Below are 25326 nucleotides of genomic sequence, written 5' to 3' on the forward strand. Positions count from 1 at the left end.
CCACATCGGACTGCGCGCGATGGGACTGGTGCGAACACATCGCCCGTCGCCGGGTCGGTCAGGTCGAGCGTGCGGGTCATGCCTGCTCCAGGTGGGTCGGCGCGAACAGCTTCAGCACGGCGGGGAGGACGACGACGGACGGGCCCGGTGTCCGCAACGCATCGGCCAGGTCCGTGCCCACCTTGTCCAAAGAGGAGAGCCGGGCGGGGACGCCGAAGGACGACGCCAACGCCACGAAGTCGGGGCGGGACAGCTCCGTGGCCGTCGTCTGGCCGAACGCGTCGGTGAGGTACTCGCGCAGGACGCCGTAGCCGCCGTCGTCGATGATCAGCCATGTGACGTCGAGGCCGTGCTGCACCGCGGTGGCCAGCTCGGCGACGCCGTACATCGCGCCGCCGTCCCCGGACACGGCGAGCGTGGGAGCACCGGTGACGGCGCCGCCGAGCGCGCCCGGCAGCCCGAAACCCAGCCCGCCCGCGCCCTGCGCGGTGTGGATCGGCGCGCCCTCGGGATTCCACGCCGACCAGGCCCAGTACGCCGCGATCGTCATGTCCCAGAACGTCTGGGTGCCGTCGGGGAGCGCGGCCCGGATGTCGTCGATCAGCTTCCGCTCGACGGCGAGGTCTTGGGCGTCCAACCGCGACTCGACCCGCGCGAGCAACCCCGAAACCGCCTGCTCGGCCCGGCCGTCGGACGCCCGCATCGGCACCCGCTCCAGCAGCGCCTGCAACGTGCGCCGGACGTCGGCGTGCAGGCCCAGACCAGGGTAGTTCGACTCCAGCTTCCCGAGGTCGGCCTCGACCTGGATCACCCGGCCGCGCGGCGCGAACTCGCGGTAGTTGCTGGACAGCTCGCCGAGGCCGGAGCCGAGCACGAGCAGCACGTCGGCGGCGGCGAGGAACTCCGTGGTGTGCCAGTCCTCCAGCCACGACCGCCCGGACAGCTCGTGGTCCCACGGGAACACACCCTTGCCGCCGAAGGTCGAGATCACCGGTGCGCGCACCGCCTCGGCCAAGGCCAGCAGCTCCGCGTGCGCGCCCGAGCGCAGGGCGCCGCCGCCGGCGAGGATCACCGGGTTCGACGCCGCCGCCAGGAGCTGTGCGGCCTCGGTGACCAGTTCCGGCAGCGGTTCCAGCGCCGGGGGAGCGGCCGGCACCGACGTGATCGGCGGCAGCCCGGCCGGCCCGAGCAGCACGTCCTGGGGGATTTCGACCCACACCGGGCCGTAGGGCGCGGTCGCGGCCGACGTCCACGCCTCCCGCAGCGCCGTCGGGATCTGGCTCGCGCGGCGCACGACGTGCACCGACTTCACCACGTCCCGGAAGCTCGCCTGCTGGTCGGGCAGTTCGTGCAGGTAGCCGTGCCGCCCACCGCCGAGGCCGGCGACCGGGACCTGGCTGGAGATCCCGAGCACCGGCACCGAAGCCGCGCGGGACTCCTGCAGCGAAGCCAGCGTCAGCAGCGCGCCCGGGCCGGTCGAGACGACCAGCGGCGTCACCGGCACCGGGCCGTCCGGGGCCGCCGCGAGCCGCGCGCGGGCGTGCCCGTCGGCGGCGAAGGCGAGGTTGTTCTCGACCCGCCCGCTGATCACCCGCACGTCGTCGGCCCGCCGCAGCGCCTCGAACAGGCCCAGCGCGTGCTGGCCCGGCAGGCCGAACACGGTGTCGGCGCCCAGCGCCCGCAGGGTCTCGACGACGACGTCGCCGCCGATGCGCGTCATTCGCCCTTCCCCAAGGTCAGCAGGCTCACCAGGTCGTAGGCGACGTGGGACGCCGCGATGGCGGTGATCTCGGCGTGGTCGTAGGCCGGCGCGAGCTCGACGACGTCCGCGCCGACCAGGTTGAGGTCGCGCAGCCCGCGCAGGATCTCCAGCAGCTCGCGGCTGGTCATCCCACCCGCCTCGGGCGTGCCGGTGCCGGGCGCGTGGGCCGGGTCGAGCACGTCGATGTCGACCGAGACGTACAGCGGGCGGTCGCCGATGCGCTGCCGCAGCGCGTCGACGGTCTCGGCGACGCCGCGGCGCAGGACGTCGCCGGAGGTGACGATGCCGAAGCCGAGCCGCCGGTCCTCTTCGAGGTCCCGCTTGCCGTAGAGCGGCCCGCGTGTCCCGACGTGCGACAGCGCGCTCGTGTCGAGGATCCCTTCCTCCGACGCCCGCCGGAACGGCGTGCCGTGCGTGTACGGCTCGCCGAAGTAGGTGTCCCACGTGTCCAAGTGGGCGTCGAAGTGCAGCAGCGCAACGGGTCCGTGCTTCTTGGCCACGGCCCGCAGCAGCGGCAGCGCGATGGTGTGGTCGCCGCCGACGGTCACCAGCCGCGTCCCGTCCGCCTGCAGCGCTTCGGCTTCCTGCTGCAGCGTTTCGATCGCTTCGCCGATGTCGAACGGGTTGACCGCGATGTCCCCGGCGTCGACGACCTGCTTCTCGGCGAACGGCGAGACGTCCAGCTCCGGGTGGTACGGCCGCAGCAGCCGGCTCGCCTCGCGGACGGCCGCCGGGCCGAACCGCGCGCCGGGCCGGTAGGACACCCCGGAGTCGAAGGGCACCCCGACGACGGCGACGTCGGCACGCTCGACCTGGTCGATCCGCGGCAGCCGCGCGAAGGTCGCGAAGCCGGCGAACCGGGGGATGCGCGACGAGTCGAGGGGTCCGATGTTAGGCACTGGTGGGCTCCTGTTCCCGGTTCGAGAGGGGTGTTTCCTCGCCGCTCAGGCGGCGGGTCCAGACGGAGAGGATGGTCTCGGAAGTGCGGGGGGTGGCGAAGCTGACCGCCAAGTAGACGATCAGGCTCGCGCCGAGGCCCCAGTAGATCGGGGTGTTGGCGTCGACGCCGTCGATGATCATGAAGGCGATGACCGAGAGCGTGCCGGCCACCATCGACGCGTACGCGCCCTGCCGGGTGCCGCGCTTCCAGAACAGGGCGCCGATGATCGCGACGAGCAGGCCGCCGACCAGGATGTCGTAGGCGATGGTGAGCGCGTTGACGACGTCGTCGACGATCATCGCGATGCCGATGGCCAGCAGGCCGAGCACGAGCGTGGCCAGCCGGTTGCGGCTGACCTCGTCGCCCTTCTGCAGGCCCAGCTTGGTGAGCAGGTCGGACGTCGTCGTGGTGGAACAGGCGATCAGCGCGCCGCTCGCCGTCGACATCATCGCCGAGAGCGCGGCGGCCAGGACCAGGCCGCGGACGCCGGTCGGCAGCAGCCGCTCGACGATCGTCGCGAAGGCGTCCTGCGCGCTGGCGATGTCCGGGTAGAGCGCGTGCGCGGCGGTGCCGATCAGCGCACCGGCCAGGCCGTAGACCAGGCAGTAGACGCCGGAGGTGATGCCGCCGGACGTCGCGATCGCGGGCGTGCGGGCGGTGAACACGCGCTGCCAGATGTCCTGGCCGATGAGCAGGCCGAAGGTGTAGATGACGAAGTAGGTGATGATCGTGTCGGTGCCGATCGAGGTGAAGCTGAAGAAGCTCGCGTCGAGCTTCTCGCTCATGCCGGAGAAGCCGCCGGCCGAGCTGATCGCGACCGGCAGCAGGATCGCCAGGATGCCGATGGTCTTGATGACGAACTGGGCGATGTCGGTGAGCGTGATCGACCACATGCCGCCGAGCACCGAGTAGAGGACGACGATCGAGCCGCCGACCGCGATCCCGGCCCAGTTCGGCAGGTCGAACAGCACCTTGAAGATGGTCGCGAACGCCAGCGTCGAGGTCACCGTGAGCATCAGGGTGTAGCCCCACATGACGACGCCGGACACCGCGCTGGTGCGGCCGCCGTAGCGCAGGTCGAGCATCTCGCCGACGGTGTAGACCTTCAGCCGCACCAGCCGCCGGGCGAACAGCGCGTGCAGCACGAGGATGCCGACGCCGATGCTGACCACCAGCCACATGCCGGAGATGCCGTAGGTGTAGCCGAGCTTCACCCCGCCGACGGTGGACGCGCCGCCGAGGACGACGGCCGACATCGTGCCGGAGTACATGAACCAGCCCAGCCGCCGGCCGGCGACGAGGTAGTCGGACTTCGTCTTCGCGAGCCGGAGGCCGTACCAGCCGACCCCGAGCATGCCCGCGATGTACAGCGCGATCACCGCGTAGTCGCCGGTCACGGTGTCCTCCTCACGTCGGTTTCGGGTCACCGTAGGTTCGCCCGCCACCTCTCCGGCATGGGATGATTCGTCCCCAAGTCGACTTCAGCGGGGACGAAATGGCCACGATCCCGGATTTTTCGCCCACGGAGGTGAATGTCCCGTTACGGGACGTGCTCGGCAACCGGGAGCTCGCGCTCGACGTCGTCCCCGAGACGCTGCGGCCGGGCGCGCTGGACGCCCCGGTGCGCTGGGCCCACGTCAGTGAGCTGCAGGACCCCGCGCCCTACCTGGTGGGCGGCGAGCTGATCCTCACGGCTGGAGTCAACCTGCCGGAGCAGCTCGACCGGTACGTGCGCGGCCTGCGCGACGCCGGCGTGACGGCGCTGGGGTTCGGCCTCACCCCGACGGTGCACGAGACCCTGCCGGAGCCCCTGCGCCGGGCGTGCGCGCGGCGCGGGCTGCCGCTGCTGGTGGTGCCCGCGCGCACGCCGTTCCTGGCGGTCAACCGGGCGGTCTCGGTCGCGCTGACCGAGGCCGGGCAGCGGGACCAGCGGCGGATCACCGCGGCGCGCGAGACGCTGACGCGCGCCGCGGGTGGCGGACTCGGCGAGCTGACGTCCTCGCTGGCGGCGGTGCTGCGGTCCTGGGTCGCCCTGGTCGGCGCCGGGGACGTGCTTGCCTCGGCGCACGACGCGCCTTCGCCGCTGCCGCTCCCGGTGCGGGAGCTGATGGCGACCGTGCGGGCGGGCAGCGGGATCCGGAGCGCGACCACCGAGCTCGCCGGCGGGTTCGTCGTCGTCCAGCCGGCGTACCCGCAGGCCACGGCTTCGCACCTGGTGGTCGTCGGCCGGTCGCGGCGGCTCGACGGCGCCGAGCGGGCGATCCTCGCCGTCGGCGCGGCCCTGCTCGGCCTGGTCGGCCGCGCGGGCTCGGACGCGGCCGAGCTGGGCGCCGCGGCCACCGGCCTGCTGCTCGGCCGGACGTCCCCGGGGGAAGTGGCCCGGTCGCTGCTGGGCTCGGAGACCGTCCGGCTGGTCGCGGGGGCCGCGTACCGGCGTGGCCCCGGCGAGGTGGCCCAGCGCCCGGACTGGCTGCGCGCGCGGCTGGACACGCCGTTGGTCTCGGTGCGGCCCGGGCCGTCCTTCGTGGCCGTCGCCGGGGCGGTGTCGCTGCCGGTGCTGGAGGACCTGCGCGAACACGGCTGGCTGGCCGCGGTGGGCTCGCCGGTGCCCGCTTCCCGGGCGGCCTCGGCTTGGGCCGAGGTGGAGCTGCTGCTTTCGCGGGCGCTCGCCCTCGGCCGGCCGATCGCGGCCGGCAGAGGGCCGCTGGAGTTCGACGCGCTGCTGGACCCGGACGCTTCCCGGGAGTTCGCGGCGAAGGCGCTGGAGCCGTTGGTGGCGCTGGACCGCGCGGGGGACCGGTCACTGGTGCCGACGCTGCGGACGTGGCTGGCCCACCACGGCGCCTGGGAACCGACGGCCGCGGAGCTGGGCGTCCACCGCAACAGCGTCCGGCACCGGATCGCGCAGGTGGAGAAGGCAATGGGGGTCGACTTGGCGGACCCGGAGGTCCGGATGCGGCTGTGGTTCGCGCTGCGCTGGCTCTCACCGGTCACACACAGTCCTTAAAGGGCACTCTCAGGAAAATATGGGATTGTGGGCTGGTGCGAGTTTTGGTAGTCGAGGACGAAGAACCCCTGGCCGATGCGATCGCTCGTGGCCTGCGCCGCGAGGGGATGGCGGTGGACGTCGCGCTCACCGGGGACGACGGGCACGAGAAGGCCGCCGTCACGCGGTACGACGTCGTGCTGCTGGACCGGGACCTGCCCGGGATGTCCGGTGACGAGCTGTGCCGGGAGATCGTCGCGTCCGGGGAGCTGACCCGGGTGCTGATGCTCACCGCGAGCAGCTCGGTGTCCGACCGCGTCGAGGGGCTTTCGCTCGGCGCCGACGACTACCTCGCCAAGCCGTTCGCCTTCCCCGAGCTGGTCGCGCGGGTGCGGGCGCTGGGCCGGCGGGCCACCCCGGCCGCGCCGCCGCTGCTCACCGCCGGGGACGTCGAGCTGGACCCGGCGAAGCGGACCGTCCGGCGCGCGAGCGGGCCGGTGGAGCTGACACGCAAGGAGTTCGGCGTCCTCGAGGTCCTGCTGCAGGCCGCCGGGTCCGTCGTCAGCAGCGAGGAGCTGCTCGAACGCGTCTGGGACGAAAACGCCGACCCGTTCACCACGACCGTCCGGGTCACCGTGATGACGCTGCGCAAGAAGCTCGGCGAGCCGGGGATCATCGAGACGGTGGTCGGCTCCGGGTACCGGGTGCCGGAGCCCGGCGCTTCGCGCGCGTGAACCTGCCGGGCACCCGCAGCCTCCGCGCCCGGATCACCCTGCTGGCGACCGTGCTGGTCGCCGCCGTCAGCCTGCTGCTGCTCTGGCTGGCCTGGACGCTGGTGCGGGATTCGCTCGACGCCGTCCCGCGGATGCCGCCGGGCAGCACAGTGGTCGTCGACGGCGTCGAGGTCGACGCCTCGACGCTCGCCGAGCACCTGCGCGTGCACGCCCGCGACCGGATGCTGCTGTTCGGGTCGCTGGCGTTCCTGCTGGTCGTCGCGGCGGCGGCGATCCTCGCCTGGACGTTCACCTCCCGCGTGCTGCTGCCGCTGCGCGAGATCACCGGCACCGCGCGGCGGCTGTCGGTCGAGTCGCTGGGGGAGCGGATCGGCGAGGTCCGCTCCCGCGACGAGCTGGCCGAGCTGGCGGGCACGTTCGACGACATGCTCGACCGGCTCCAGGCCGCGTTCGACGCGCAACGCCACTTCGTCGCGAACGCGAGCCACGAGCTGCGGACGCCGTTGTCGGTGATCCGCACGGAACTCGACGTCACCCTGTCCGACGACGACGCCGACGAAGCCGAGCTGCGCCGGATGGGCGGGGTGGTCCGCGACGCGACCGAGCGCGCCGGGCAGCTGGTCAACTCCCTGTTGCTGCTGGCCCGCACCGACGCCGCCGGGCTCGGGGTGCACGAGCCGGTGGACCTCGCGGTGGTCGTCGACCGGGCGTGGCGCGCGGTCCGGCGCGAAGCCGAGGATCGCGGGATCCGGGCGTCGTTCACGACGCCGCCGGCGTCCGCGTTCGGCGATCCGGCGCTGCTGGAGCGGATCGCGGGCAACCTGCTGGAGAACGCGGTCCGCCACAACGTCGAGGGTGGCTGGCTCGAGGTCGTGACGCAGCCGGGGCCGCGGTGGTCGATGCTGCGCGTCCGCTCCTCGGGCGGCCTGGTCGACCCGGCGGCGGTGCCGGAGCTGTTCGAGCCGTTCCGCCGCGCCGGGGTGGCCCGCACGGCCCGCCACGGCGCCGGCCTGGGCCTGTCGATCGTCCGGGCCGCGGTGGCGGCGCACGGCGGAACGGTGACGGCCGAGCCGATCGTGGGCGGCGGCCTCGGCGTCACGGTCCACCTCCCGGCCCACTGACCGAGCGCCAACAGGCATCTGGCGTGATTGGCCGGGCATCTCACGTGATTGAGCGGGCATCTCGCGAGATGCCCCTCCAGACACGCGAGATGCCCCTTCAATCACGGGAGATGCCCGGCGGGTCACGGGGTGGGGTGAGGGCTAGGGCGGCGCGGAGGACTCCGGCGGCGTGGAGCATGGCTGCGCGGGCGTCCGGGTCGATGCCTACTCGGTTGGCGAAACCGTGGAGCTGGCCTTCGTGGCGTCGGTGGACCAGGGGGACTCCGGCGGCGGCGAGCCGGTGCGCGTAGGCCTCGCCTTCGTCGCGGAGGAGGTCGAAGCCGCAGGTGGCCACGAACGTCGGGGGGAGACCGTCGAGGCTTTCGTCGTAGAGGACCGAGGCCCGCGGGTCGCGGTACCGGGCCGGGTCGCGCACGTACTGCGCGCGGTACCAGGCCCATTCGTCCCGGTCGAGGCGGAAGCCCGAGCCGAACCGGCGGTGCGACGCCGACTCGCCGAGGGCGTCCGTCGCCGGGGTGAGCAGGAGGGTGAACGCCGGCCGGGGCAGCTCGCCGCGGGCCGCCGCGTGGGAGACCACCGCGGCCAGGTTGCCGCCGCTGCTGTCGCCGCCCACCGCCAGCCGGGCCGGGTCCACGCCGAACTCCGCCGCGTGCGAAGCCACGTGGGCGAACGCCGCGACCGCGTCCGAAGCCGCCGCGGGGAACGGGTGTTCCGGCGCGAGCCGGTAGCCGATCGACACCACCCGCACCCCGGCTTCTTCGGCGAGCAGCCGGCACGCGCCTTCGTGCGTCTCGAGGCTGCCGAGCACGAACCCGCCGCCGTGGAAGTACACGATCGCCGGACCGGGCGCCGGGACGCCGGCCGGTTCGTAGAGCCGCAGCGGCAGCGGGCCGCCCGGCCCGGGCCACGAAGCGTCGCTGGTCCGGACGCCCGGGCAGATCCCGGCGCCGGCGAGCGCGCCCGCCAGGTTCAGCTCGGTCCGGGCCCGCGAAAGGCTCCCGTTGTGGTGCGGCGCGTCGAACGGCGCGAAGCGCGCCACCCGCATGAGCACCCGGGCGGTGAGGACCGGCTGGCGGCCGTCCACCACCACCGGCCGGCCCGCGAGCACGCGCAGCACGGGCGACGGCAGGCGCAGCAGCCACCGCAGCCCGGCCATGATCGACCGCACGAGCAGCCGGCGGCTCAGTCCATTCAGCACAGGTCCACGAAAATCGGGTTCGCGTACAACCACAAGTCCTCGAAGGGGTTTGCCTGCCCGATGATGTCCGGTGTGGGCTCGGAAACGCCGTTCGTCCCCCGGACGCGCAGGTAGAACGGTTCCCGGACGTTCCGGAAGGTGTGCCGGAAGACGACCTGCCGCCCCGGTGCCCAGCGCGGCTCGAACGACTCCACGACCCGCGTCCCCGGCGCGGTCATCGTGTCGCGGTCGGCGGCCGGGCCGGTGACCGGGCCCGCGACGACGTCCAGGCGCGCCAGCCGCGGCACCGAGCCGCCGCCGTTCGGCCGCGATGCCAGCCGCGCCGACACCACGACCGTGACGTCCGACCCCCGCCGCACCCGCAGGCGGCCGCCCAGCGTCACCGACGAACCACCGCCGTACGCGCCGACCTGCAGGTCCTGTGCGAGACCGCCGTGCGACAGCCAGATCCGCCCGGCCCGCAGGCCGTCCAGGACGCCTTCGAGGCTTCGCCGCGTGACGCCGACGTACGTGCGGCTGAACTCGCCCGGGTAGAAGTCCGCGTACGGCGCCAGCAGCTGCGGCGTGCCGGTGTCGAGCGGGTCGGGGAACCTGCCGTGCGTGTCGTACCAGTCGTCCGCCACCTGCGGCCGGACCAGCGTGTCGCCGCGGTTGTAGTGCGAGTCGGAGTTCGTGGTGATCCACCACGGCTTCCCCTCGGCGAGCAGCGAGTCCCAGAGGCCGCCGACCTTCGCCGTCGCCCAGTCCCAGCCGCCGTGCGTCCGGTACGCCTCGGCCGGGAAGCCGGGCCACGAGTTGGCGCCGGGGCTGTTGGCGTAGCCACCGCGCGCGCCGCCGGTGCCGAGCGGCTTGGGGAAGCCGTCCGCCTGCGCGCCGGGCGCCCCTTCCATGCCGATGACGATGCCCGGCGCGGCGTCGCGGTAGGCCCGCAGCTCGTGCGGGGCGACGCGGCCGTTGCGCAGCGGGTGGTTGATCAGCACGACCGGGGCGTGGATCCGCCGCGCCTGCTCTTCCGAAGCGAGCCAGCGCAACGCCCGGAGCGCGAGGGCTTCGTTCGCCGGGCTCGACGCCTCCGAGTTCGTCAGCCGCCAGTCGAAGTTCCGCTCGAACTCGCGCAGCTTGGCCGCCTGCGCCGAACCGGCCTGGAAGAAGACGGTGGCGTGTTCGGCGCCCGGGACGTTCCACTCCATCCCGTGCCACAGCAGCAGGTCCGGGTACTTCCGCCGGGCGGCGAGGAAGTCGGCTTCGGTGGGCTCGACCGACACCTTCTCGTGCTCGGCGTGGCCGTGGTCGGTGAAGACGATCCAGTCCGCGCCGTGCGCCCGCCCGCCGGCGGCGATCTGGTCGATCCGGTACATCGCGTCGTACGAGTACTGGCTGTGCGTGTGGTGGTCGCCCACCAGCCACTGGTAGCGGCCGCACACCCGGCTCAGGTCGAGGTCGGCGGAAGCGGCGGCCGGGAGGGGCACGCCCGCGGCGGCGGCCGCGAGCCCGGCGCCCTTGAGGAACCGGCGTCTGTCGGTGGTCACGGCGGGACGCTAAGCCGCCGGGGTGAACGGGCGGTGTCCCGGCGGCCAACTGTGCTGTGATCTTCGGTGTGGAGGAGAAACCCCTGGCCCGGGTGCTGCCGCCGGTGATCGCGCTGGCTCTGGCCGCCGGCGTCGGGCTCGCGTTCTTCATCGCCGCGCTCGTCCGGCCGCCGGAGCTGCCGGTGGACCGGAACCCGGCTCCGCTGGCCGGGCACACGCTCTGCGCGGCGGTCGTCGTGACCTATTCGTCCGAAGAGGACATGCGGGCCGCGGTGCCGTCCTTCCGCGGCGACCCGAAGGTCCGGCGGGTGTTCGTCGACCCGCCGTCGGTCTCGCTGCTCGCCGTCCCGGGCACCGACCTGAAGGCGTGGGCGCGGGAGCTGCACGCCCGCTACCGGAGCGCCGAGCGGGTGTCGGTCATCGATTCGGACGCGGCGGCGGCGCAGCTGAAGCTCACTGCGCCGCCGCCGAAGTGCCCCCGAGAGGGCGAGTACTAGCGAGCCGGGACCGAAGCCACGCCCGGCGCGAGGAACGGCTTGCCGTTCACGCGCTCGGAGACGCCGGAGCGGTCCAGGTACGGCGTGATGCCGCCGTTCCAGAACGGCCAGCCCGCCCCGAGGATCAGGCACAGGTCGATGTCCTGCGCCTCGGCGACCACGCCCTCGTCGAGCATGATCCGGATCTCCTCGGCGATGGCGGACAGCGCCCGCTCGCGCACCTGCTCCGAGGTGGCCGGCTGGTCACCCTGCGTCCACAGCTCGGCGACCTCCGGGTCGACCGAGGCGTTGCCCTGGGCGTCCCAGATCCAGACGCCCTTCTTGCCCGCCTTGACGAACTCGGCGAGGTTGTCGGACACCGTGAACCGGTCCGGGAAGGACTCGTGCAGCGTCTCGCCGACGTGCAGGGCGATGGCCGGGCCGACGAGCTGCATCAGCGTCAGCGGCGTCATCGGCAGGCCGAGCGGCTCGAGCGCGGAGTCGGCGACCTCGAACGGCGTGCCCTCGTCGACAGTCACCAGCACCTCGCCGAGGAAGCGCAGCAGCAGCCGGTTGACGACGAACGCCGAGGCGTCCTTCACCAGCACGCTGGACTTCTTCAGCTGCTTGCCGACCGAGAACGCCGTCGCCAGGGCCGCGTCGTCGGTCTGCTCGCCGCGGACGATCTCCAGCAGCGGCAGCACGGCCACCGGGTTGAAGAAGTGGAAGCCGACGACCCGCTCGGGGTGCTGCAGCTTCGACGCCATCGCGGTGATCGACAGCGACGAGGTGTTCGTCGCCAGGATCGCCTCGGGCTTGACGTGCTGCTCCAGCTCCGCGAACACCTGCTGCTTGACGCCCAGCTCCTCGAACACGGCTTCGATGACGAAGTCGGCGTCGGAGAACGCGGCCTTGTCCAGCGAGCCGGTCACCAGGGCCTTGAGCCGGTTCGCGCCGTCCGGGGAGACGCGCTTCTTGGCCAGGAGCTTGTCGATCTCGGCGTGGACATAGCCCACGCCCTTGTCGACGCGTTCCTGGTCGACGTCGGTCAGCACGACCGGCACCTTCAGGCGGCGCACGAACAGCAGCGCGAGCTGGCTGGCCATCAGGCCGGCGCCGACGATGCCGACCTTGTTCACCTTGCGGGCCAGCGACTTGTCCGGCGCGCCGGCCGGGCGCTTGGCGCGCTTGTTGACCAGGTTGAACGAGTACAGCCCGGCGCGCAGGACGTCGGACATGAGCAGCTCGGCGAGGCCGTCGGTCTCGGCCGCGTAGCCGCGGTCCAAATCGTTTTCCTTCGCGAGCTCCAGCAGCTCGACGGCCTTGGTCGCACCCGGCGAGGCGCCGTGCGTGCGGCCGTCCACGATGGACTTCGCGCGGGCGATGGCCGCGTCCCACGCCGAACCGCGGTCGATCTCGCGGCGATCCGGGGTGATCTCGCCGTTGACCACGCGAGCCAGCCACAGCAGCGACTGCTCGAGGTAGTCGGCCGAGCCGAAGACGGCGTCGACGATGCCGAGCTCGGCCGTCTGCTTGACGGTGAGCATCTTGTTCTGCGCCAGGGCGTTCTCGATGATCACCGTGACGGCGGCGTCCGCGCCGATCAGGTTCGGCAGCAGCTGCGTGCCGCCCCAGCCCGGGAACAGGCCGAGGAAGACCTCGGGGAACGCGATGGCGGCGGTGTTCTCCGACAGCGTCCGGTAGTGGCAGGACAGCGCCAGCTCCAGGCCGCCGCCCATGACCGCGCCGTTGACGAACCCGAACGTCGGGATCTTCGACTCGGTCAGGCGGCGGAACACGTCGTGCCCGGTCTGGGCGATTTCGCGCGCCAGCTCGGGGTCGCTCACCGATTCGACGCCGGACAGGTCGGCGCCGACGGCGAAGATGAACGGCTTGCCGGTGACGGCGATCGCGGCCGGCTCGGCCTCGAACGCCTTGTCCAGCGCGGTGTTCAGCGAGACCAGGCCCTGCGGGCCGAAGGTGTTCGGCCGGGTGTGGTCGTGGCCGTTGTCGAGCGTGATCAGCGCGACGGGCTTGGCGAGCCCCGGCACCTTGACCAGCCGGGTCTTCGCCTCGGTGACGACCTCGTCCGGGAACGCGGCCTTCGCTGCTTCAGCGGTGAAAGTCATTACTTGGCCCCCTCGAACGCCGGGTTCTCCCAGATCACGGTGCCGCCCATGCCGATGCCGATGCACATCGTCGTCATGCCGTAGCGCACGTCGGGGCGCTCGGCGAACTGGCGGGCCAGCTGCGTCATCAGCCGGACGCCGGACGACGCCAGCGGGTGGCCGCACGCGATCGCGCCGCCCCACTGGTTGACGCGCGGGTCTTCGTCGTCGATGCCGAAGTGGTCGAGGAAGGCCAGCACCTGCACGGCGAAGGCTTCGTTGATCTCGAACAGGCCGATGTCGTCGATGGTCAGGCCGGTGCGCTTGAACAGCTTCTCGGTGGCCGGCACCGGGCCGATGCCCATGACCTCCGGCTCGACGCCGGCGAAGGAGTAGCCGACCAGCCGCATGGCGACCGGCAGGCCCAGCTCGCGGGCGGTTTCCTCGTCGGCGAGCAGTGACGCGGTCGCGCCGTCGTTGAGGCCGGCCGCGTTGCCCGCGGTGATCCGGCCGAAGGGCCGGAACGGCGTCTTCAGGTTCGCGAGGGTTTCGAGCGTGGTGCCCGGGCGGGGCGGCTCGTCCTCGGTGGCCAGGCCCCAGCCCAGCTCCTTCGAACGGGTGGCGACCGGGACCAGCTCGGGGCCGATCTTGCCGGTCTTGACGGCCTCGGCGTAGCGCTCCTGGCTGCGCGCGGCGTAGGCGTCGGTGCGCTGCTTGGTGATCGCGGGGAACCGGTCGTGCAGGTTCTCGGCGGTCTGGCCCATGACGAGCGCGGTCGGGTCGACGAGCTTGTCGGCGATGATCCGCGGGTTCGGGTCGACCCCTTCACCCATCGGGTGGCGGCCCATGTGCTCGACGCCGCCGGCGATGGCGATGTCGTAGGCGCCGAAGCCGATGCCGGACGCGGCGGTCGTGACGGCGGTCATCGCGCCGGCGCACATGCGGTCGATGGCGAAGCCGGGGACGGACTTCGGCAGGCCGGTGAGCAGCGCGGCGGTGCGGCCGATGGTCAGGCCCTGGTCGCCGGTCTGGGTGGTGGCGGCGATGGCCACCTCGTCGACGCGCTCGGGCGGCAGTTCGGGGTGCCGCCGCAGCAGCTCACGGATGGCGTTGACGACCAGGTCGTCGGCGCGGGTCCCGGCGTAGATGCCCTTGTCGCCGGCCTTGCCGAAGGGGGTGCGGACCCCCTCGACGAAGGCGACGTTTCGCACGCCCCGCGCGGTCGGCGCGAGCGGCGTTGCTGGTGCGGCCACGAATAGCTCCATCAGTAGACATTTGGTTCTCAGGGGGCCCGGGTGGCGGAGCCCCCGGCCCGGGGCGGAGCCCCGGTTGTCACAGCCGCACGATAGCCCTTGTTACCCACCGGTAACCAGTGGTGTGGCCCGGTCGAGTGGGCTACCGCACACTCTTGGGTTCCAGAGTCTGTCCTTTCACGAGCCAGGCGACGCCGAACGCCTCCACCGCGACGGCCTCCAGCCACAACGCGGGCAGCAGCGCCGGCAGCAGGCCGAGCGCCTTGGTCACCGCGATGAGCACCAAGCAGGCGAGGATCACCGCTCCGCAGACGCGGTAGACGACGCCGGTGCCGGGCGGCTGCTCGCCGTCGTGGGGGAACAGGCGGAGGCAGAAGTAGGCGAGGGCGAGGAAGAACACGGCCGCGAAGACCCAGTGCAGCACGCCGGAGGTGCGGTCCCAGGCCGTCACGTCGTGGTCCGGAGTGGTGGGGAAGAGCGCCAGCCCGATCGCGCCCAGCCCGGCGACCGTGCTGGCGACGTTGTCGACGAAGTCGTGGCCGTAGTAGGCGAGGAGGAACACCCCGACCGCGCACATGGCGCCGACGAGGACGTCCCGCAGGTCGGTGTAGTAGTAGCCGCTCAGCGAGCCGATCAGGTCGCCGCCCTGGACGAGCTGCTTGCCGAGGATGAGGACGAACGGCAGCGCCAGGCCGATGAGCCCGATGGCGCGCCGGAGGAACAGGTACGAGTGGACGAGGGTGTTCTGCGGGGATGTGGTCGCCGTGGTCATGGCCGCCTCCGGGGGTCACTGGGGTGATCGGCGTCCAAGTGCCCACGGATGAGGCTTGTTATCGCGGAGTTGTCCAACTTCTCGGCTGATCGTTACTGGGGAAAGTCCCACACAAGCCCGGCATCCGGCCACCGCCGGTGACGCGCGTGCCTATGTTGGGGGACACCTTCAGCCGAGAACGGACACCGAGAGCGTCAGCCGTTCCGCCGGCGATGAGAAGCACTCCCGGGAGACAAGTTGAAACGTTCGGTAAGCGATCTCGCCGTGTTCGGCGGACGCCCGGAGTTCCTGAATCCGATCCTCGTCGGTCAGCCGAACAACATCGATCGCAGGCGCTTCTTCGACCGGATGAACTGGGCGTTGGACAACCAATGGCTGTCCAACGGCGGTCCGCTCGTCCAGGAGTTCGAAGAGCGGGTCGCCGATCTCGCAGGCGTGCGCAACTGCGTGGCGACCTGCAACGCCACCGCCGCTCTCCAGCTCTACGCGCGCGCGGCGAGGCTCACCGGCGAGATCGTCATGCCGTCGATGACCTTCGTGGCCACCGCGCACGCCATGCGGTGGCTCGGCCTGAAGCCGGTGTTCTGCGATGTCGACCCGCAAACCGGGTGCATCGACGTTCCCCAAGTCGAAGCGGTGCTGACCGAACGCACCGCGGCCATCCTCGGGGTCCACCTCTGGGGTCGCGCGTGCCCCGTCGACGATCTGGAAAAGCTGGCGGCCGAGCGGGGAGTTCCGCTGTTCTTCGACGCCGCCCACGCGATCGGGTGCAGCTTCTCCGGTCGCCCGGTGGGCGGGTTCGGTGCCGTCGAAGTGTTCTCCTTCCACGCCACGAAGGTCGTCAGCGCTTTCGAGGGCGGCGCCGTCGTCACCGACGACGACGAACTCGCGGGGCAGATCCGGGCCTTGCACAACTTCGGCATCGGACCGTACGGGCACGAGGCGGGCGGGACGAACGCGAAACTCAGCGAAGCCGGCGCAGCCATGGGGCTGACGTCCCTGGACGCACTCCCCGAAGCCGCCCGGCGGAACGAGGAGAACTACGAGCTCTACCGGGCGGAGCTGGACGAACTGCCCGGGGTGGGCCTGGTGGAGTTCGATCGCCGCGAGCGCAACAACTACCAGTACGTCATCGTGACGATCGACGAGAGCGTCACCGGAATCGGGCGGGATCTCCTGCAAGAGCTGCTCGCGGCCGAGAAGATCGTGACTAAGCGCTACTTCTCTCCCGCGTGCCACGAGCTGGAGCCCTACCGCACCGAGAACCCGGTCGGGTTGCCCCACACCGAGGCTCTGGCCAAGAGCGTGCTGGCCGTTCCCACCGGCACGAGAACCACCGCCGAAGACATCCGGCGGGTCTGCGGCGTGATCCGCTTGGCCGTCACCGAGGGGCGGACCGTCCGTGAGCGCTGGCGACGGCGAGAGAACAAGGAGAACGTCGCCTCGGACCATCGCCGGGAGGATTGACGACCGAGAGACAGTCCCTTTGCGGTGCCGGCCGGCGGCGCGACCCGGCTACCGGACGCCGAGGTGCGCCAGCCAGCCGCCTTTCGCCGAGATGTCCGCCGCGCCCTCCGTGGCCGCCGGTTCGCACAGGAAGCCGGGCACCGACCTCCCGTCCGCCAGCTCCAGCTTGCCGATGGCGAGGGGGGCCGGAATGCCGGCCACGAACTCGCCGAACCCGGCGACCGGCAGCTCCCAGACCTCCGCGGCCAGCGAAACGCCGCCGGACGCGACGCGCACCAGGCCGGGCTTCGGCGGCACCGTGTCCAGTGCGTACAACCGGTACGAAGCCGCCGTCGACACCGCGGACACGAACCGGCCGCCGCGCGAGGTCAGCTCGTGGTTCAGCGGCTGGCCGCGCAGGTGCGCGCCGACCACCACGATCGGGACCCACGCACGCCGCAAGCCCGCCAGGGCCGCCAGCTTCAGGTCGGCGTGCGGGGCGCCCAGGAACATCACGCCGAACGGCCGCCCGGCCACCGTGCCCGCCGGGACGGCGAGGGCCGCCAGCCCGAACAGGTTCGTCGAGTTGGTGAACCGGCCCAGGCGGGCGTTGACCGCGACCGGCTCCGCGGCGACTTCGGCGATCGTCGGGTGCTCGGTCGTGGTCGGGACCAGCAGTGCGTCGACGCCGGCCAGCGCGGCCAGTGCCTCGGCCCGCAGGCCCGCCAGGGCGGCCTGGTCGGCGAACAGCCGGTGCGCCCGGACGTCCCCGGCCGGCGAGATGATCGAGCGCACGACCGGGTCGACGGCGTCCGGGTGGGCGTCGATGAACTCGCCGACCGCGGTGTACCGCTCGGCGACGAACGCGCCGCCGTACAACAGCCGTGCCGCCTCCAGGAACGCCGAGATGTCCACAGTGGTCACTTCGGCCCCCGCCGCGGCGTAGTCCGACACCGCGGCTTCGAACGCCTCCGCCCAGCCGGGAGCCAGCGGGCCCAGCCGGTCCGGGGCGGGGACGCCGAGCCGGAACCGTCCCGTGTGGACCGGGGCGGGTTCGGCGAGACAGGTGAGCGCGAACGATGCTTCTTCGACCGTCCGGGCGAACAGCGACACGCAGTCGATGCTCGCGCAGGCCGGGACGACTCCTTCGGTGGGCAGCAGCCCCGGGGTCGGTTTGAGCCCGACGATCCCGTTGAAGGCCGCCGGTACCCGCCCGGACCCGGCGGTGTCGGTGCCCAGCGCGAGGTCCACGATGCCCAGCGCGACCGCCACCGCCGAGCCCGAGCTGGATCCACCGGAGAGGTAAGCCGGGTCCACGGCGTTGCGCACCGCGCCGTACGGGCTGCGGGTCCCGACCAGGCCGGTCGCGAACTGGTCCAGGTTCGTCGTGCCGAGCACGAGCGCCCCGGCCGCCCGCAGCCGCGCGACCACCGGCGCGTCGGCTTCCGGCTTGTACGCGTAGTCCGGGCAGCCCGCCGTCGTCGGCAGGCCGGCCACGTCGATGTTGCCCTTGACCGCGACGAGCTTGCCGTAGAGCGGCAGCCCGCGCGCCTCCAACGCGGCGGCTTCGGCCAGGACGTCGGCCTCCGGCCGCAGGTCGATCCAGATCTCCGGCCGGTCCACCTGCTCGATCCGCCGGTACGCGGCCCGCACCCGCTCCTCGAGGCTCATGCCAGCACCACCAGGGGGGTTCCGGGCGCCACCTGGTCACCGGGGGACACGAGCACTTCGACCACCTCACCGCTCGCCGGCGCGGGGATCCGCGCTTCCGTCTTCATCGCTTCCAGCGTCACCAGCGCCTGCGCGTCCTCGACGCGTTCGCCCGCGGTGACGTCGACCCGCCACACCGTCGCCGCGAACGGCGCCTCCACGACGTGCCCGCCCGGCGGGGCCTCGACCCGCGCCGGTGGCCGGGCGACCGGTTCCGGTTTCGGGTCGAACTCGCCCGCCGCCGCCCACGCCTGGCGCTCCGCCTCGAACGCCGCCGCCTGCGTCGCCCGGAAGCCGGCGATGCTTTCGGCGTTGTCCGCGAGGAACTTCTGGTAGTCCGCCAGGGCGAAGGAGCCCTCGGTGGTCTCGAGTTCGAGCTCCCCGGACGCGCTGCGGGCCCGCAGGTCCAGCAGTTCCTCGGCCGACACCGGGTACCAGGAGATCCGGTCGAAGAACCGCAGGTTCCACGGCTGGTCCCCGCCGCGCCAGCTGTTCCACACCTGGACCGTCCGCCCGACGAACTGGTAGCCGCCCGGGCCCTCCATGCCGTAGATGCACAGGTAGGCGCCGCCGATGCCGACGGAGTTCTCCGCCGTCCACGTCCGCGCCGGGTTGTACTTCGTCGTCACCAGGCGGTGGCGCGGGTCCAGCGGCGTCGCCACCGGCGCCCCGAGGTAGACGTCGCCGAGGCCGAGCACCAGGTACTCAGCGTCGAACACCGTCCGGTACACGTCGTCCACACTGGACAACCCGTTGACACGGCGGATGAACTCGATGTTCCACGGGCACCACGGCGCGTCGTCGCGGACGCCGGTCATGTACCGCTCGATCGCTTCGCGCGTCGCGGGGTCGTCCCACGACAGCGGCAGCCGGACGCTGCGGCTCGGCACCACCAGGTCGTGCGTCGGCGGGAGGTCCCGCTCCAGTTCGCGCACCAGCCCGAGCGCCTTGCCGACCGGCAGCGCGTCCGGGTCGACGTGCACCTGCAGCGACCGGATGCCCGGCGTCAGGTCCACGATCCCCGGCACGCCTTCGGCCGCCAGGCGCTCGGCCAGCGCGTGCACCCGCATCCGCAGCGCGAGGTCGAGCTTCATCTCGCCGTACTCGACGAGCAGGTTGTCGTCGCCGCTGCGGCGGTAGGTGACCGACGGCTCGCCCGAAGCTCCCATACCGTCCGAAGAGGACAGTCGGGCGAGGACGCCGCCGTCGTCGCGCGCGGGCCGGCTCGGGGCGACCGCCGACGCCGGCCGCGTCCGCAGCGCCGCCGCGTGGTCGGTGCCGATCGGCACGAACCGCACGGTGTCGCCCGGCCGCAGCTGCCCGAGCTTCCACCGCTCGCCGGTGGCGACCGTCGCCGGGCAGACGAACCCGCCCAGGCTGGGCCCGTCCGGGCCGAGCAGGATCGGCAGGTCGCCGGTGTAGTCGACGGCACCGATCGCGTACGGCGTGTCGTGGATGTTCGACGGGTGCAGGCCCGCCTCGCCGCCGTCCGCGCGGGACCATTCCGGCCGCGGCCCGACGAGCCGGACACCGGTGCGCGCCGAGTTGAAGTGCACCTGCCAGTCCGTGGCGTAGAACGTGTCGACGTCGTCCGGGGTGAAGAACTCCGGGGCCGCGTGCGGGCCTTCGAGCGCGCCGATCGTCCAATGCGGAGCGAAGGCCGGGCGTTCGGCCGAAGCGACCGGTCCGACGATCGGGTCCGCCGGGGCCGGGCCGGGACGCAGGACGTCCCCGGCGGCCAGCGCGCGGCCGCCGTGCCCGCCGAACTTCCCCAGCGTGAACGTCGCCGCGCTGCCGAGGAACCCGGGCACGTCGATGCCGCCGCGCACCAGGACGTAGCTGCGCAGCCCGGCCGTGCACGCCCGGACGTCCAGCGTCGCGCCCGCCGGCACCTCGACGGGTGTCCACAACGGAACTCCGGTGCCGTCGACCAGCACGGTCGTCGGTGCGCCGGCGACGCACACCTCGGTGGCGTGCGAGAACCGCAGCGCGACGCCGTCCACGGTGCACTCCAGGCCGGGTGCGCCCTCCGGATTGCCGAGCGCGAGGTTGCCCAGCCGCAGCGAGAGGTCGTCCATCGGGCCGCTCGGCGGCACCCCGACGGCCCAGAACCCGGTGCGGCCCGGCCAGTCCTGCACGGTCGTCATCGTCCCGCCGCGCAGGACGTCGATCCGCGGCTCCGCGTCCGCGACCTCGTCCAAAGTGGACGTGTCGTGCACCGCGGCGCCGAACGCCGCGGCGGCGGCCGCCGCGCGCAGCTGTCCGAGGTTGGTCTGCACCCCGTCGAACCGGGTCGCGGCGAGCGCTTCCCGCAGGTTCGCCAGCGCCGCGGCGCGGTCGGCGCCGGTGCAGATCACCTTGGCCAGCAACGGGTCGTAGTGCGTGGTGACGGTCGCGCCCGGCTCGACCCACGTGTCGACGCGGGTGTCCCCGGGCAGCGTGACCCGGGTGACCAGACCCGCGCTCGGCCGGTGCCCGGCGCCCGGGTCCTCGGCGTACACGCGCGCTTCGACGGCGTGCCCGCGGGCCACCGGGACCGCGCGGAACATCGCGCGGTCACCCTGGGCGAGCCGCAGCATCCAGGCGACCAGGTCGACGCCGTAGACCGCCTCGGTGACCGGGTGCTCGACCTGCAGCCGGGTGTTGACCTCGAGGAACGCCGCCTCGCCGCGTTCGGCGTCGTAGACGTATTCGACGGTGCCCGCGGAGCGGTACCGCACCGACGAGCACAGCGCGACGGCGGACTCCACCAGGTGCTTCCGGACGTCGTCGGGCAGCTCCGGTGCCGGGCACTCCTCGATGACCTTCTGGTTGCGCCGCTGCAGCGAGCAGTCGCGCGTGCCCAGGGCCAGGACCTCGCCGAAGCCGTCGCCGAACACCTGGACCTCGACGTGCCGCGCGCGGGTCACCAGGCGTTCGAGGAAGACACCGGAGCTGGCGAAGCTCTTGACCGCGACGCTGCGCACGGTGTCCCAGGCGGCGCGCAGCTCGTCGGGTGACGCGCAGGCGCGCATCCCGATCCCGCCCCCGCCGCCGGTCGCCTTGAGCATGACCGGGTAGCCGATGTCCTCCGCGCGCGCCAGCGCTTCGTCCACATTGGACAGCAGGCCGGTGCCGGCGAGCAGCGGCACGCCCGCCGCGATCGCCGCCTCGCGCGCGGTGTGCTTGCTGCCGAACACCTCCAGGTGCTCCGGGGCGGGCCCGGCGAACGCGATCCCGGCGTCTTCGCAGGCGCGCGCGAACGCCGCGTCCTCCGAGAGGAAGCCGTAACCGGGGTGGATCGCGTCGCAGCTGGTCTCCAGCGCCGCGGCGATGATCGCGCCGGCCCGCAGGTAGCTTTCCGCCGCGGGCGCCGGGCCGAGCCGGACGGCCCGGTCGGCGAGCCGCACGTGCGGGGCGAGCCGGTCGGCGTCGGAATACACCGCGACGGTCTCGAGGCCCAGTTCCTTCGCGCTGCGCAGGATGCGGACCGCGATCTCGCCGCGGTTGGCGACGAGCAGCCTCACGCGCCGACTCCCGGGGAGATGACGACCATCCGCACCGGCGTCGGGTCGAACCCGTTGCACGGGTTGTTGATCTGCGGGCAGTTCGAGACGAGCACCAGCACGTCGGTCTCGGCGCGCAGCCGGACTTCCAGGCCCGGAGCCGAGATGCCGTCGACGATGCCGAGGGTGCCGTCTTCCTCGACCGGCACGTTCATGTACCAGTTGACGTTGCTGACCAGGTCGCGCTTGCCCAGTCCCCACTTGGCGCCCTCGATGAGGAAGTTCTCGACGCAGGCGTGCTGGTGGCGGGTGTGCTGGCCGTAGCGGAGGCTGTTGGACTCCTTGCTGCACGCGCCGCCGAGCGTGTCGTGGCGGCCGCAGGTGTCGGCGACGACGGTCAGCAGCGGCGCGCCCTCCTGGGTGCGCAGGACACTGCCGGTGGTGAGGAAGATGTTGCCCTGCGCGGCGATCGTCGCGGCCGCGCTGTAGCGCTTCGACGTGTCGTTCGCGTCGTAGCAGAGGAAGTCGACGGCCTGGTTGCCGCCGAGGTCGATGATCGCCAGCTCCTGGCCCTGCTGCAGCACCGTCGAATACGGCGCCCGGGCGGGAACGTCGACGCTGACTTCCAGCTGGGATTCGTACGCCGTGCTCATGCGATCCCCCGGGCGGTGAGGTAGTCGGCGGTGTTCTCGAACGCGCGCTGCGCTTCCGGCGAGTGTGTCCACTCCGGACTATCCGGAGTGGACGGACGATCACGCCAGGCGAGGATCTCGAGCTTCGACACCGTGTAGTCCGGCCGCGGGTCGACCGGGTGGGCGACGTTGGCGATCAGGACGATCGACGGGATCTCGATCCGGAGGTCGACGGCCTTGCCCGCACCCGCGGAACCGGTGAACTCCAGGGCGCCTTCGGGCTGGACCCGCACGCCCTGGAAGAACGACAGGCTCGGCGGCAGGTCCCGCGGTCCCAGGCCGTTCTTGGCCGCGGCCAGGGTGAACAGCGGCAGCCCGGCGGGGGAGGGGCCTTCCGGGGCGCCGTCGCCGTAGCGCTCGGCGTTGCCGTCCACAGTGGACGTCCCGCAGAGGGCGTCGTGCCGCCCGCTGGAGTCGGCGACGATCGTGGCCAGGACCCGCGCCTGGTCGGAAAGCAGCGCCACCGACTCGCCCAGGTAGGCGTTCCACTGCACCTTGACCGTGTCGGCGACGTTCAGCCGCTCCCACGGCCCCTCGGCGTTGAACAGCAGCAGGTGCGCGCAGGCGTCGCCGTCGACGTCGGTCAGCCGCAGCCGCGTGCCCCGGGCCAGCACCTTGTGCGTGTACCCGCCGCCGGCCACGGTTTCGGCCCAGGTCAGCGCCTCGGGGGCGACCTCGGGCGGCGGTGACGGCCAGGTGCTCGCCGGGATCGACGGCATCGTGTCGACCACGGTGCCGGCCTGGGCGCGGGCGTGGTCACGCGCTCCGTAGGTCGTCGCGGTGGTGCTCATGGTCGTCCTCTCTCAGGTCGCGGGTTCGAGGGCGGGAGCGGGGCGCAGCCGCAGCCAGCAGAGCCAGCCGATCACCAGTGCGCCGCCGACGAACTCTATCGGGAACAAGAGCATCAAGGGGGAGCCCGAACCGGCGAGATCGTAGATCTCCGCGCGCGGCCAGGCGATGTTCACGATCATGCCGATCCCGTAGAGAACGGCTGCTCCGTTCAGCGGTACGCCCCAGCGGCCGAGGGAGAACCGGCCCGGCTCCGCCGGGAACTGCCCGCGCAGCCGTTTCACCAGCAGCGGTCCGGTCACCAGCAGGTAGGCCAGGTAGACGACCACCACCGACGTCCCGGTGATCGTGCTGAACAGCGTCGGGTTGCCGACGTTGAGCAGCAGCAGCCCGATGGCGAGCGCGCCCGACAGCAGCGCGGGCGCGACCGGTGTCCCGGTGCGCGGGCTGACCCCGGCGAGGCGGGCGGACGCGGGGAGCGCGCCGTCGCGGGCCATCGCGTAGATCAGCCGGACGGTGCCGGTCTGGATGGTCAGGGTGCAGACGACGACGGCGATCGCGACGTCGGCGAGGAAGACCCGGCCGAGGGTGTCGCCGAAGACGGCGGTGATCACGTACGGCAGGCCGTGCCCGGCGAGCTGCCCGTCGGTGAGGCTCGGCGCGGCCATCAGCGCGGTGACGACCACCGCGAGGCCGCCGATGCCGGAGACGAGCACGGCGCGCAGCACCGCCCGCGGAGCCGCCTTTCGCGCGTCCTTCGTCTCCTCCGCGACCGAAGCGGCGGTGTCGAAGCCGTAGAGGACGTACGCCGCCATGAGCGCCGAAGCGAGCACGCCGCCGATCCCGGCGCTGGTGCCGGGTGCGTCGTGCAGCACCACCTGCGGGCCGCGGACGGCGAACAGCGCCAGCCCGGCGACGAGGACGAGGACACCGAGGAGCTCGGCCGCGACGCCGACGTCGTTGATCCGCGCCATCAGCCGGACCCCGCCGGTGTTGACCGCGGTGGTGAAGACGAGCAGCACGGTGCCGAGCAGCACGGCGTTGGCCGCGCCGGACGGCGACGTCACCGACGGATCGCCGCCGACGAACTGGAAGCCGTCCCACACCGAAGGCAGCACGACCTGCAGCGCGATCGCGGCGGCCGCGAGGGCGACGATGCAGCCGAGCAGCATCATCCAGCCGGCGAGCCAGCCGAGGAAGCCTTTGGTGAGCTGTTTCGCCCACTGGTACACGGATCCGGCGAGCGGGTAGCGGGCGGCGAGCTCGGCGAAGACCAGCGCGACGAGCAGCTGGCCCGCCAGGACGACCGGCCACGTCCAGAAGAAGAGCGGGCCGCCGAAGGTGTAGCCGAAGCCGAAGAGCTGGAAGACGGTGGTGAGGATGGAGACGAAGGAGAAGCCGGCGGCGAAGGCGGAGAACCCGCCCAGCGACCGGCGAAGCTCTTGGCGGTAACCGAAGGCGGCGAGTTCGTCGGGTGGGGTCATGCGGGCTCCTTGTTTCGATCGCTTGACAGAAATTAAGTCTCCGCCGCGACGCGATGATCTCCGCCGTGTTAGAGACCGGTTAACGCCCGCACCGACACGGCGTCAATGACGACATCCGGGCGTAACCGCGCCTCCGTGCGCGTGTCGCGGCCGCGGACCTGGCAAGATCACGTCCGTGGGCAACGGGTCGGGAGTCGGCAGGCCGAGGGCGAGCGGAGCGGCGGCGAGCCGCCCGGACGCGCGCCAGGCGGTGCTCGACGCGGCGGGCGAGCTGTTCACCGAAGCCGGGTACGCGGCCACCACGACCAGAGCGATCGCCGAACGCGCGGGCTTGCGCCAGGCGTCGCTCTACTACCACTTCCCGGCGAAGGAAGACATCCTCGCGGCGCTGCTGGCCGAGACGGTCCGCCCGTCACTGGCCCTGGCGGCCCGCCTCGTCGCGGGCGCGGCCCCGGCGGCGGTCCGGTTGTGGGCCCTGGCGTACGCGGACATCGGCCTGCTGGGCGGAGCCCGGCACAACCTGGGCGCGCTGTACCTGCTGCCCGAGGTCGGTTCGCCCAACCTGGCCCGCTTCCGCGTCGAGCGAGCGGAACTGAAGGCGGCGTACGGCCGGCTGGTGGCGGCCTCGGGCGTGACCCCGTCGGCCGTCGCGATCCGGACGGACCTGGTGTTCGGGCTGGTGGAGAGCATCGCGGTGATCCGCCGCGACGACCCGGCGCTGGACGTCGAGGCGCACGTGCGGGAGGGGGCGGACGGGGTGGTCCGGCTGGTGGGCTCGGCGGATCCGTCGGACGAGCTGCGGGCCGAGGCGCACCGGCTGCTGGCGACCCTGGCCGATTAG

Annotated in this window: 19 protein-coding genes; 6 read left to right on the forward strand and 13 right to left on the reverse strand. The window is 72.6% G+C overall.

What is annotated here, in order from left to right; all coding sequences use genetic code 11:
* Window positions 1–76: 76 nt before the first annotated feature.
* The 3 genes from AB0F52_RS35860 to AB0F52_RS35870 are packed head-to-tail and all read right to left on the reverse strand — an operon-like array spanning window position 77 to window position 4099.
* Window positions 77–1720 (reverse strand): thiamine pyrophosphate-binding protein, encoded by a 1644-nt coding sequence (locus AB0F52_RS35860; RefSeq protein ID WP_360180602.1) that lies wholly within the window; start codon window positions 1718–1720, stop codon window positions 77–79.
* On the reverse strand, window positions 1717–2661 hold the full coding sequence (gene speB, locus AB0F52_RS35865) for an agmatinase (protein WP_360180604.1): 945 nt from the start codon (window positions 2659–2661) through the stop codon (window positions 1717–1719). The genes AB0F52_RS35860 and speB overlap by 4 nt, the downstream gene beginning before the upstream one ends.
* A complete protein-coding gene (locus tag AB0F52_RS35870; RefSeq protein WP_360180606.1) occupies window positions 2654–4099 on the reverse strand; it encodes a sodium:solute symporter in 1446 nt (481 codons plus the stop codon). The genes speB and AB0F52_RS35870 overlap by 8 nt, the downstream gene beginning before the upstream one ends.
* Window positions 4100–4161: 62 nt before the next feature.
* Between AB0F52_RS35870 and AB0F52_RS35875 the strand changes: the two genes are divergently transcribed.
* The 3 genes from AB0F52_RS35875 to AB0F52_RS35885 are packed head-to-tail and all read left to right on the forward strand — an operon-like array spanning window position 4162 to window position 7543.
* On the forward strand, window positions 4162–5709 hold the full coding sequence (locus AB0F52_RS35875; protein ID WP_360180608.1) for a PucR family transcriptional regulator: 1548 nt from the start codon (window positions 4162–4164) through the stop codon (window positions 5707–5709).
* Window positions 5710–5744: 35 nt separating this feature from the next.
* Complete coding sequence (locus AB0F52_RS35880) at window positions 5745–6422, forward strand: response regulator transcription factor (RefSeq protein WP_034284338.1); 678 nt, start codon at window positions 5745–5747, stop codon at window positions 6420–6422.
* Window positions 6419–7543, forward strand: a complete 1125-nt coding sequence (locus tag AB0F52_RS35885) for a HAMP domain-containing sensor histidine kinase (protein WP_360180610.1) — start codon at window positions 6419–6421, stop codon at window positions 7541–7543. The genes AB0F52_RS35880 and AB0F52_RS35885 overlap by 4 nt, the downstream gene beginning before the upstream one ends.
* Before the next feature lie 97 nt (window positions 7544–7640).
* Here AB0F52_RS35885 and AB0F52_RS35890 read toward each other — a convergent pair whose 3' ends face one another.
* Together AB0F52_RS35890 and AB0F52_RS35895 are read right to left on the reverse strand one after the other, a co-directional pair.
* On the reverse strand, window positions 7641–8741 hold the full coding sequence (locus tag AB0F52_RS35890; RefSeq protein ID WP_360180612.1) for an alpha/beta hydrolase: 1101 nt from the start codon (window positions 8739–8741) through the stop codon (window positions 7641–7643).
* Window positions 8735–10270 (reverse strand): twin-arginine translocation signal domain-containing protein, encoded by a 1536-nt coding sequence (locus AB0F52_RS35895; RefSeq protein WP_360180614.1) that lies wholly within the window; start codon window positions 10268–10270, stop codon window positions 8735–8737. The genes AB0F52_RS35890 and AB0F52_RS35895 overlap by 7 nt, the downstream gene beginning before the upstream one ends.
* 68 nt (window positions 10271–10338) lie before the next feature.
* On the opposite strand from AB0F52_RS35895, the gene AB0F52_RS35900 reads away from it, so the two are divergent.
* Window positions 10339–10767: a hypothetical protein gene (locus AB0F52_RS35900; protein WP_360180616.1), complete on the forward strand. Its 429-nt coding sequence runs from the start codon at window positions 10339–10341 to the stop codon at window positions 10765–10767.
* On the opposite strand, the gene AB0F52_RS35905 is transcribed toward AB0F52_RS35900, so the two are convergent.
* The 3 genes from AB0F52_RS35905 to AB0F52_RS35915 form a co-directional block, all read right to left on the reverse strand.
* Entirely contained in the window at window positions 10764–12875 is a 2112-nt protein-coding gene (locus AB0F52_RS35905) for a 3-hydroxyacyl-CoA dehydrogenase NAD-binding domain-containing protein (protein WP_360180618.1), read from the reverse strand. The genes AB0F52_RS35900 and AB0F52_RS35905 overlap by 4 nt on opposite strands.
* A complete protein-coding gene (locus AB0F52_RS35910) occupies window positions 12875–14065 on the reverse strand; it encodes a thiolase family protein (protein ID WP_360180712.1) in 1191 nt (396 codons plus the stop codon). The genes AB0F52_RS35905 and AB0F52_RS35910 overlap by 1 nt, the downstream gene beginning before the upstream one ends.
* A gap of 184 nt (window positions 14066–14249) precedes the next feature.
* Window positions 14250–14879: a DUF998 domain-containing protein gene (locus AB0F52_RS35915; protein WP_360180620.1), complete on the reverse strand. Its 630-nt coding sequence runs from the start codon at window positions 14877–14879 to the stop codon at window positions 14250–14252.
* Between the two features lie 237 nt (window positions 14880–15116).
* On the opposite strand from AB0F52_RS35915, the gene AB0F52_RS35920 reads away from it, so the two are divergent.
* On the forward strand, window positions 15117–16346 hold the full coding sequence (locus tag AB0F52_RS35920) for a dTDP-4-dehydro-6-deoxyglucose aminotransferase (protein ID WP_360180622.1): 1230 nt from the start codon (window positions 15117–15119) through the stop codon (window positions 16344–16346).
* 48 nt (window positions 16347–16394) lie between these two features.
* Here the strand turns inward: AB0F52_RS35920 and AB0F52_RS35925 are convergent, their stop codons facing one another.
* From AB0F52_RS35925 to AB0F52_RS35945, 5 genes are read right to left on the reverse strand one after another with little or no spacing between them, the layout of a single operon-like run.
* A complete protein-coding gene (locus AB0F52_RS35925; RefSeq protein WP_360180624.1) occupies window positions 16395–17996 on the reverse strand; it encodes an allophanate hydrolase in 1602 nt (533 codons plus the stop codon).
* The gene (gene uca / locus AB0F52_RS35930) at window positions 17993–21541 is read right to left on the reverse strand and encodes an urea carboxylase (RefSeq protein WP_360180626.1); all 3549 of its coding nucleotides are present in this window, start codon (window positions 21539–21541) and stop codon (window positions 17993–17995) included. The genes AB0F52_RS35925 and uca overlap by 4 nt, the downstream gene beginning before the upstream one ends.
* A complete protein-coding gene (locus tag AB0F52_RS35935; protein WP_285989903.1) occupies window positions 21538–22173 on the reverse strand; it encodes an urea amidolyase associated protein UAAP2 in 636 nt (211 codons plus the stop codon). The genes uca and AB0F52_RS35935 overlap by 4 nt, the downstream gene beginning before the upstream one ends.
* A complete protein-coding gene (locus AB0F52_RS35940) occupies window positions 22170–23003 on the reverse strand; it encodes an urea amidolyase associated protein UAAP1 (RefSeq protein ID WP_360180629.1) in 834 nt (277 codons plus the stop codon). The genes AB0F52_RS35935 and AB0F52_RS35940 overlap by 4 nt, the downstream gene beginning before the upstream one ends.
* A 12-nt stretch (window positions 23004–23015) precedes the next feature.
* Window positions 23016–24485: an amino acid permease gene (locus tag AB0F52_RS35945; RefSeq protein WP_360180631.1), complete on the reverse strand. Its 1470-nt coding sequence runs from the start codon at window positions 24483–24485 to the stop codon at window positions 23016–23018.
* Window positions 24486–24660: 175 nt separating this feature from the next.
* Here AB0F52_RS35945 and AB0F52_RS35950 point away from each other — a divergent pair, with 175 nt between their 5' ends.
* Window positions 24661–25326 carry a helix-turn-helix domain-containing protein gene (locus AB0F52_RS35950; protein ID WP_360180633.1) on the forward strand — a complete coding sequence of 222 codons (666 nt, stop codon included), beginning with the start codon at window positions 24661–24663 and terminating at the stop codon, window positions 25324–25326.

Source organism: Amycolatopsis sp. NPDC024027, assembly GCF_040638975.1.
Lineage (GTDB): Bacteria > Actinomycetota > Actinomycetes > Mycobacteriales > Pseudonocardiaceae > Amycolatopsis.

What these genes read in the sequence shown, in the direction of transcription:
- AB0F52_RS35860 (WP_360180602.1), bottom strand. Translation starts at nt 1,720, where the DNA reads ATGACGCGCATCGGCGGCGACGTCGTCGTCGAGACCCTGCGGGCGCTG.
- AB0F52_RS35935 (WP_285989903.1), bottom strand. Translation starts at nt 22,173, where the DNA reads ATGAGCACGGCGTACGAATCCCAGCTGGAAGTCAGCGTCGACGTTCCC.
- AB0F52_RS35945 (WP_360180631.1), bottom strand. Translation starts at nt 24,485, where the DNA reads ATGACCCCACCCGACGAACTCGCCGCCTTCGGTTACCGCCAAGAGCTT.
- AB0F52_RS35905 (WP_360180618.1), bottom strand. Translation starts at nt 12,875, where the DNA reads ATGACTTTCACCGCTGAAGCAGCGAAGGCCGCGTTCCCGGACGAGGTC.
- AB0F52_RS35925 (WP_360180624.1), bottom strand. Translation starts at nt 17,996, where the DNA reads ATGAGCCTCGAGGAGCGGGTGCGGGCCGCGTACCGGCGGATCGAGCAG.
- AB0F52_RS35915 (WP_360180620.1), bottom strand. Translation starts at nt 14,879, where the DNA reads ATGACCACGGCGACCACATCCCCGCAGAACACCCTCGTCCACTCGTAC.
- AB0F52_RS35875 (WP_360180608.1), top strand. Translation starts at nt 4,162, where the DNA reads ATGATTCGTCCCCAAGTCGACTTCAGCGGGGACGAAATGGCCACGATC.
- AB0F52_RS35940 (WP_360180629.1), bottom strand. Translation starts at nt 23,003, where the DNA reads ATGAGCACCACCGCGACGACCTACGGAGCGCGTGACCACGCCCGCGCC.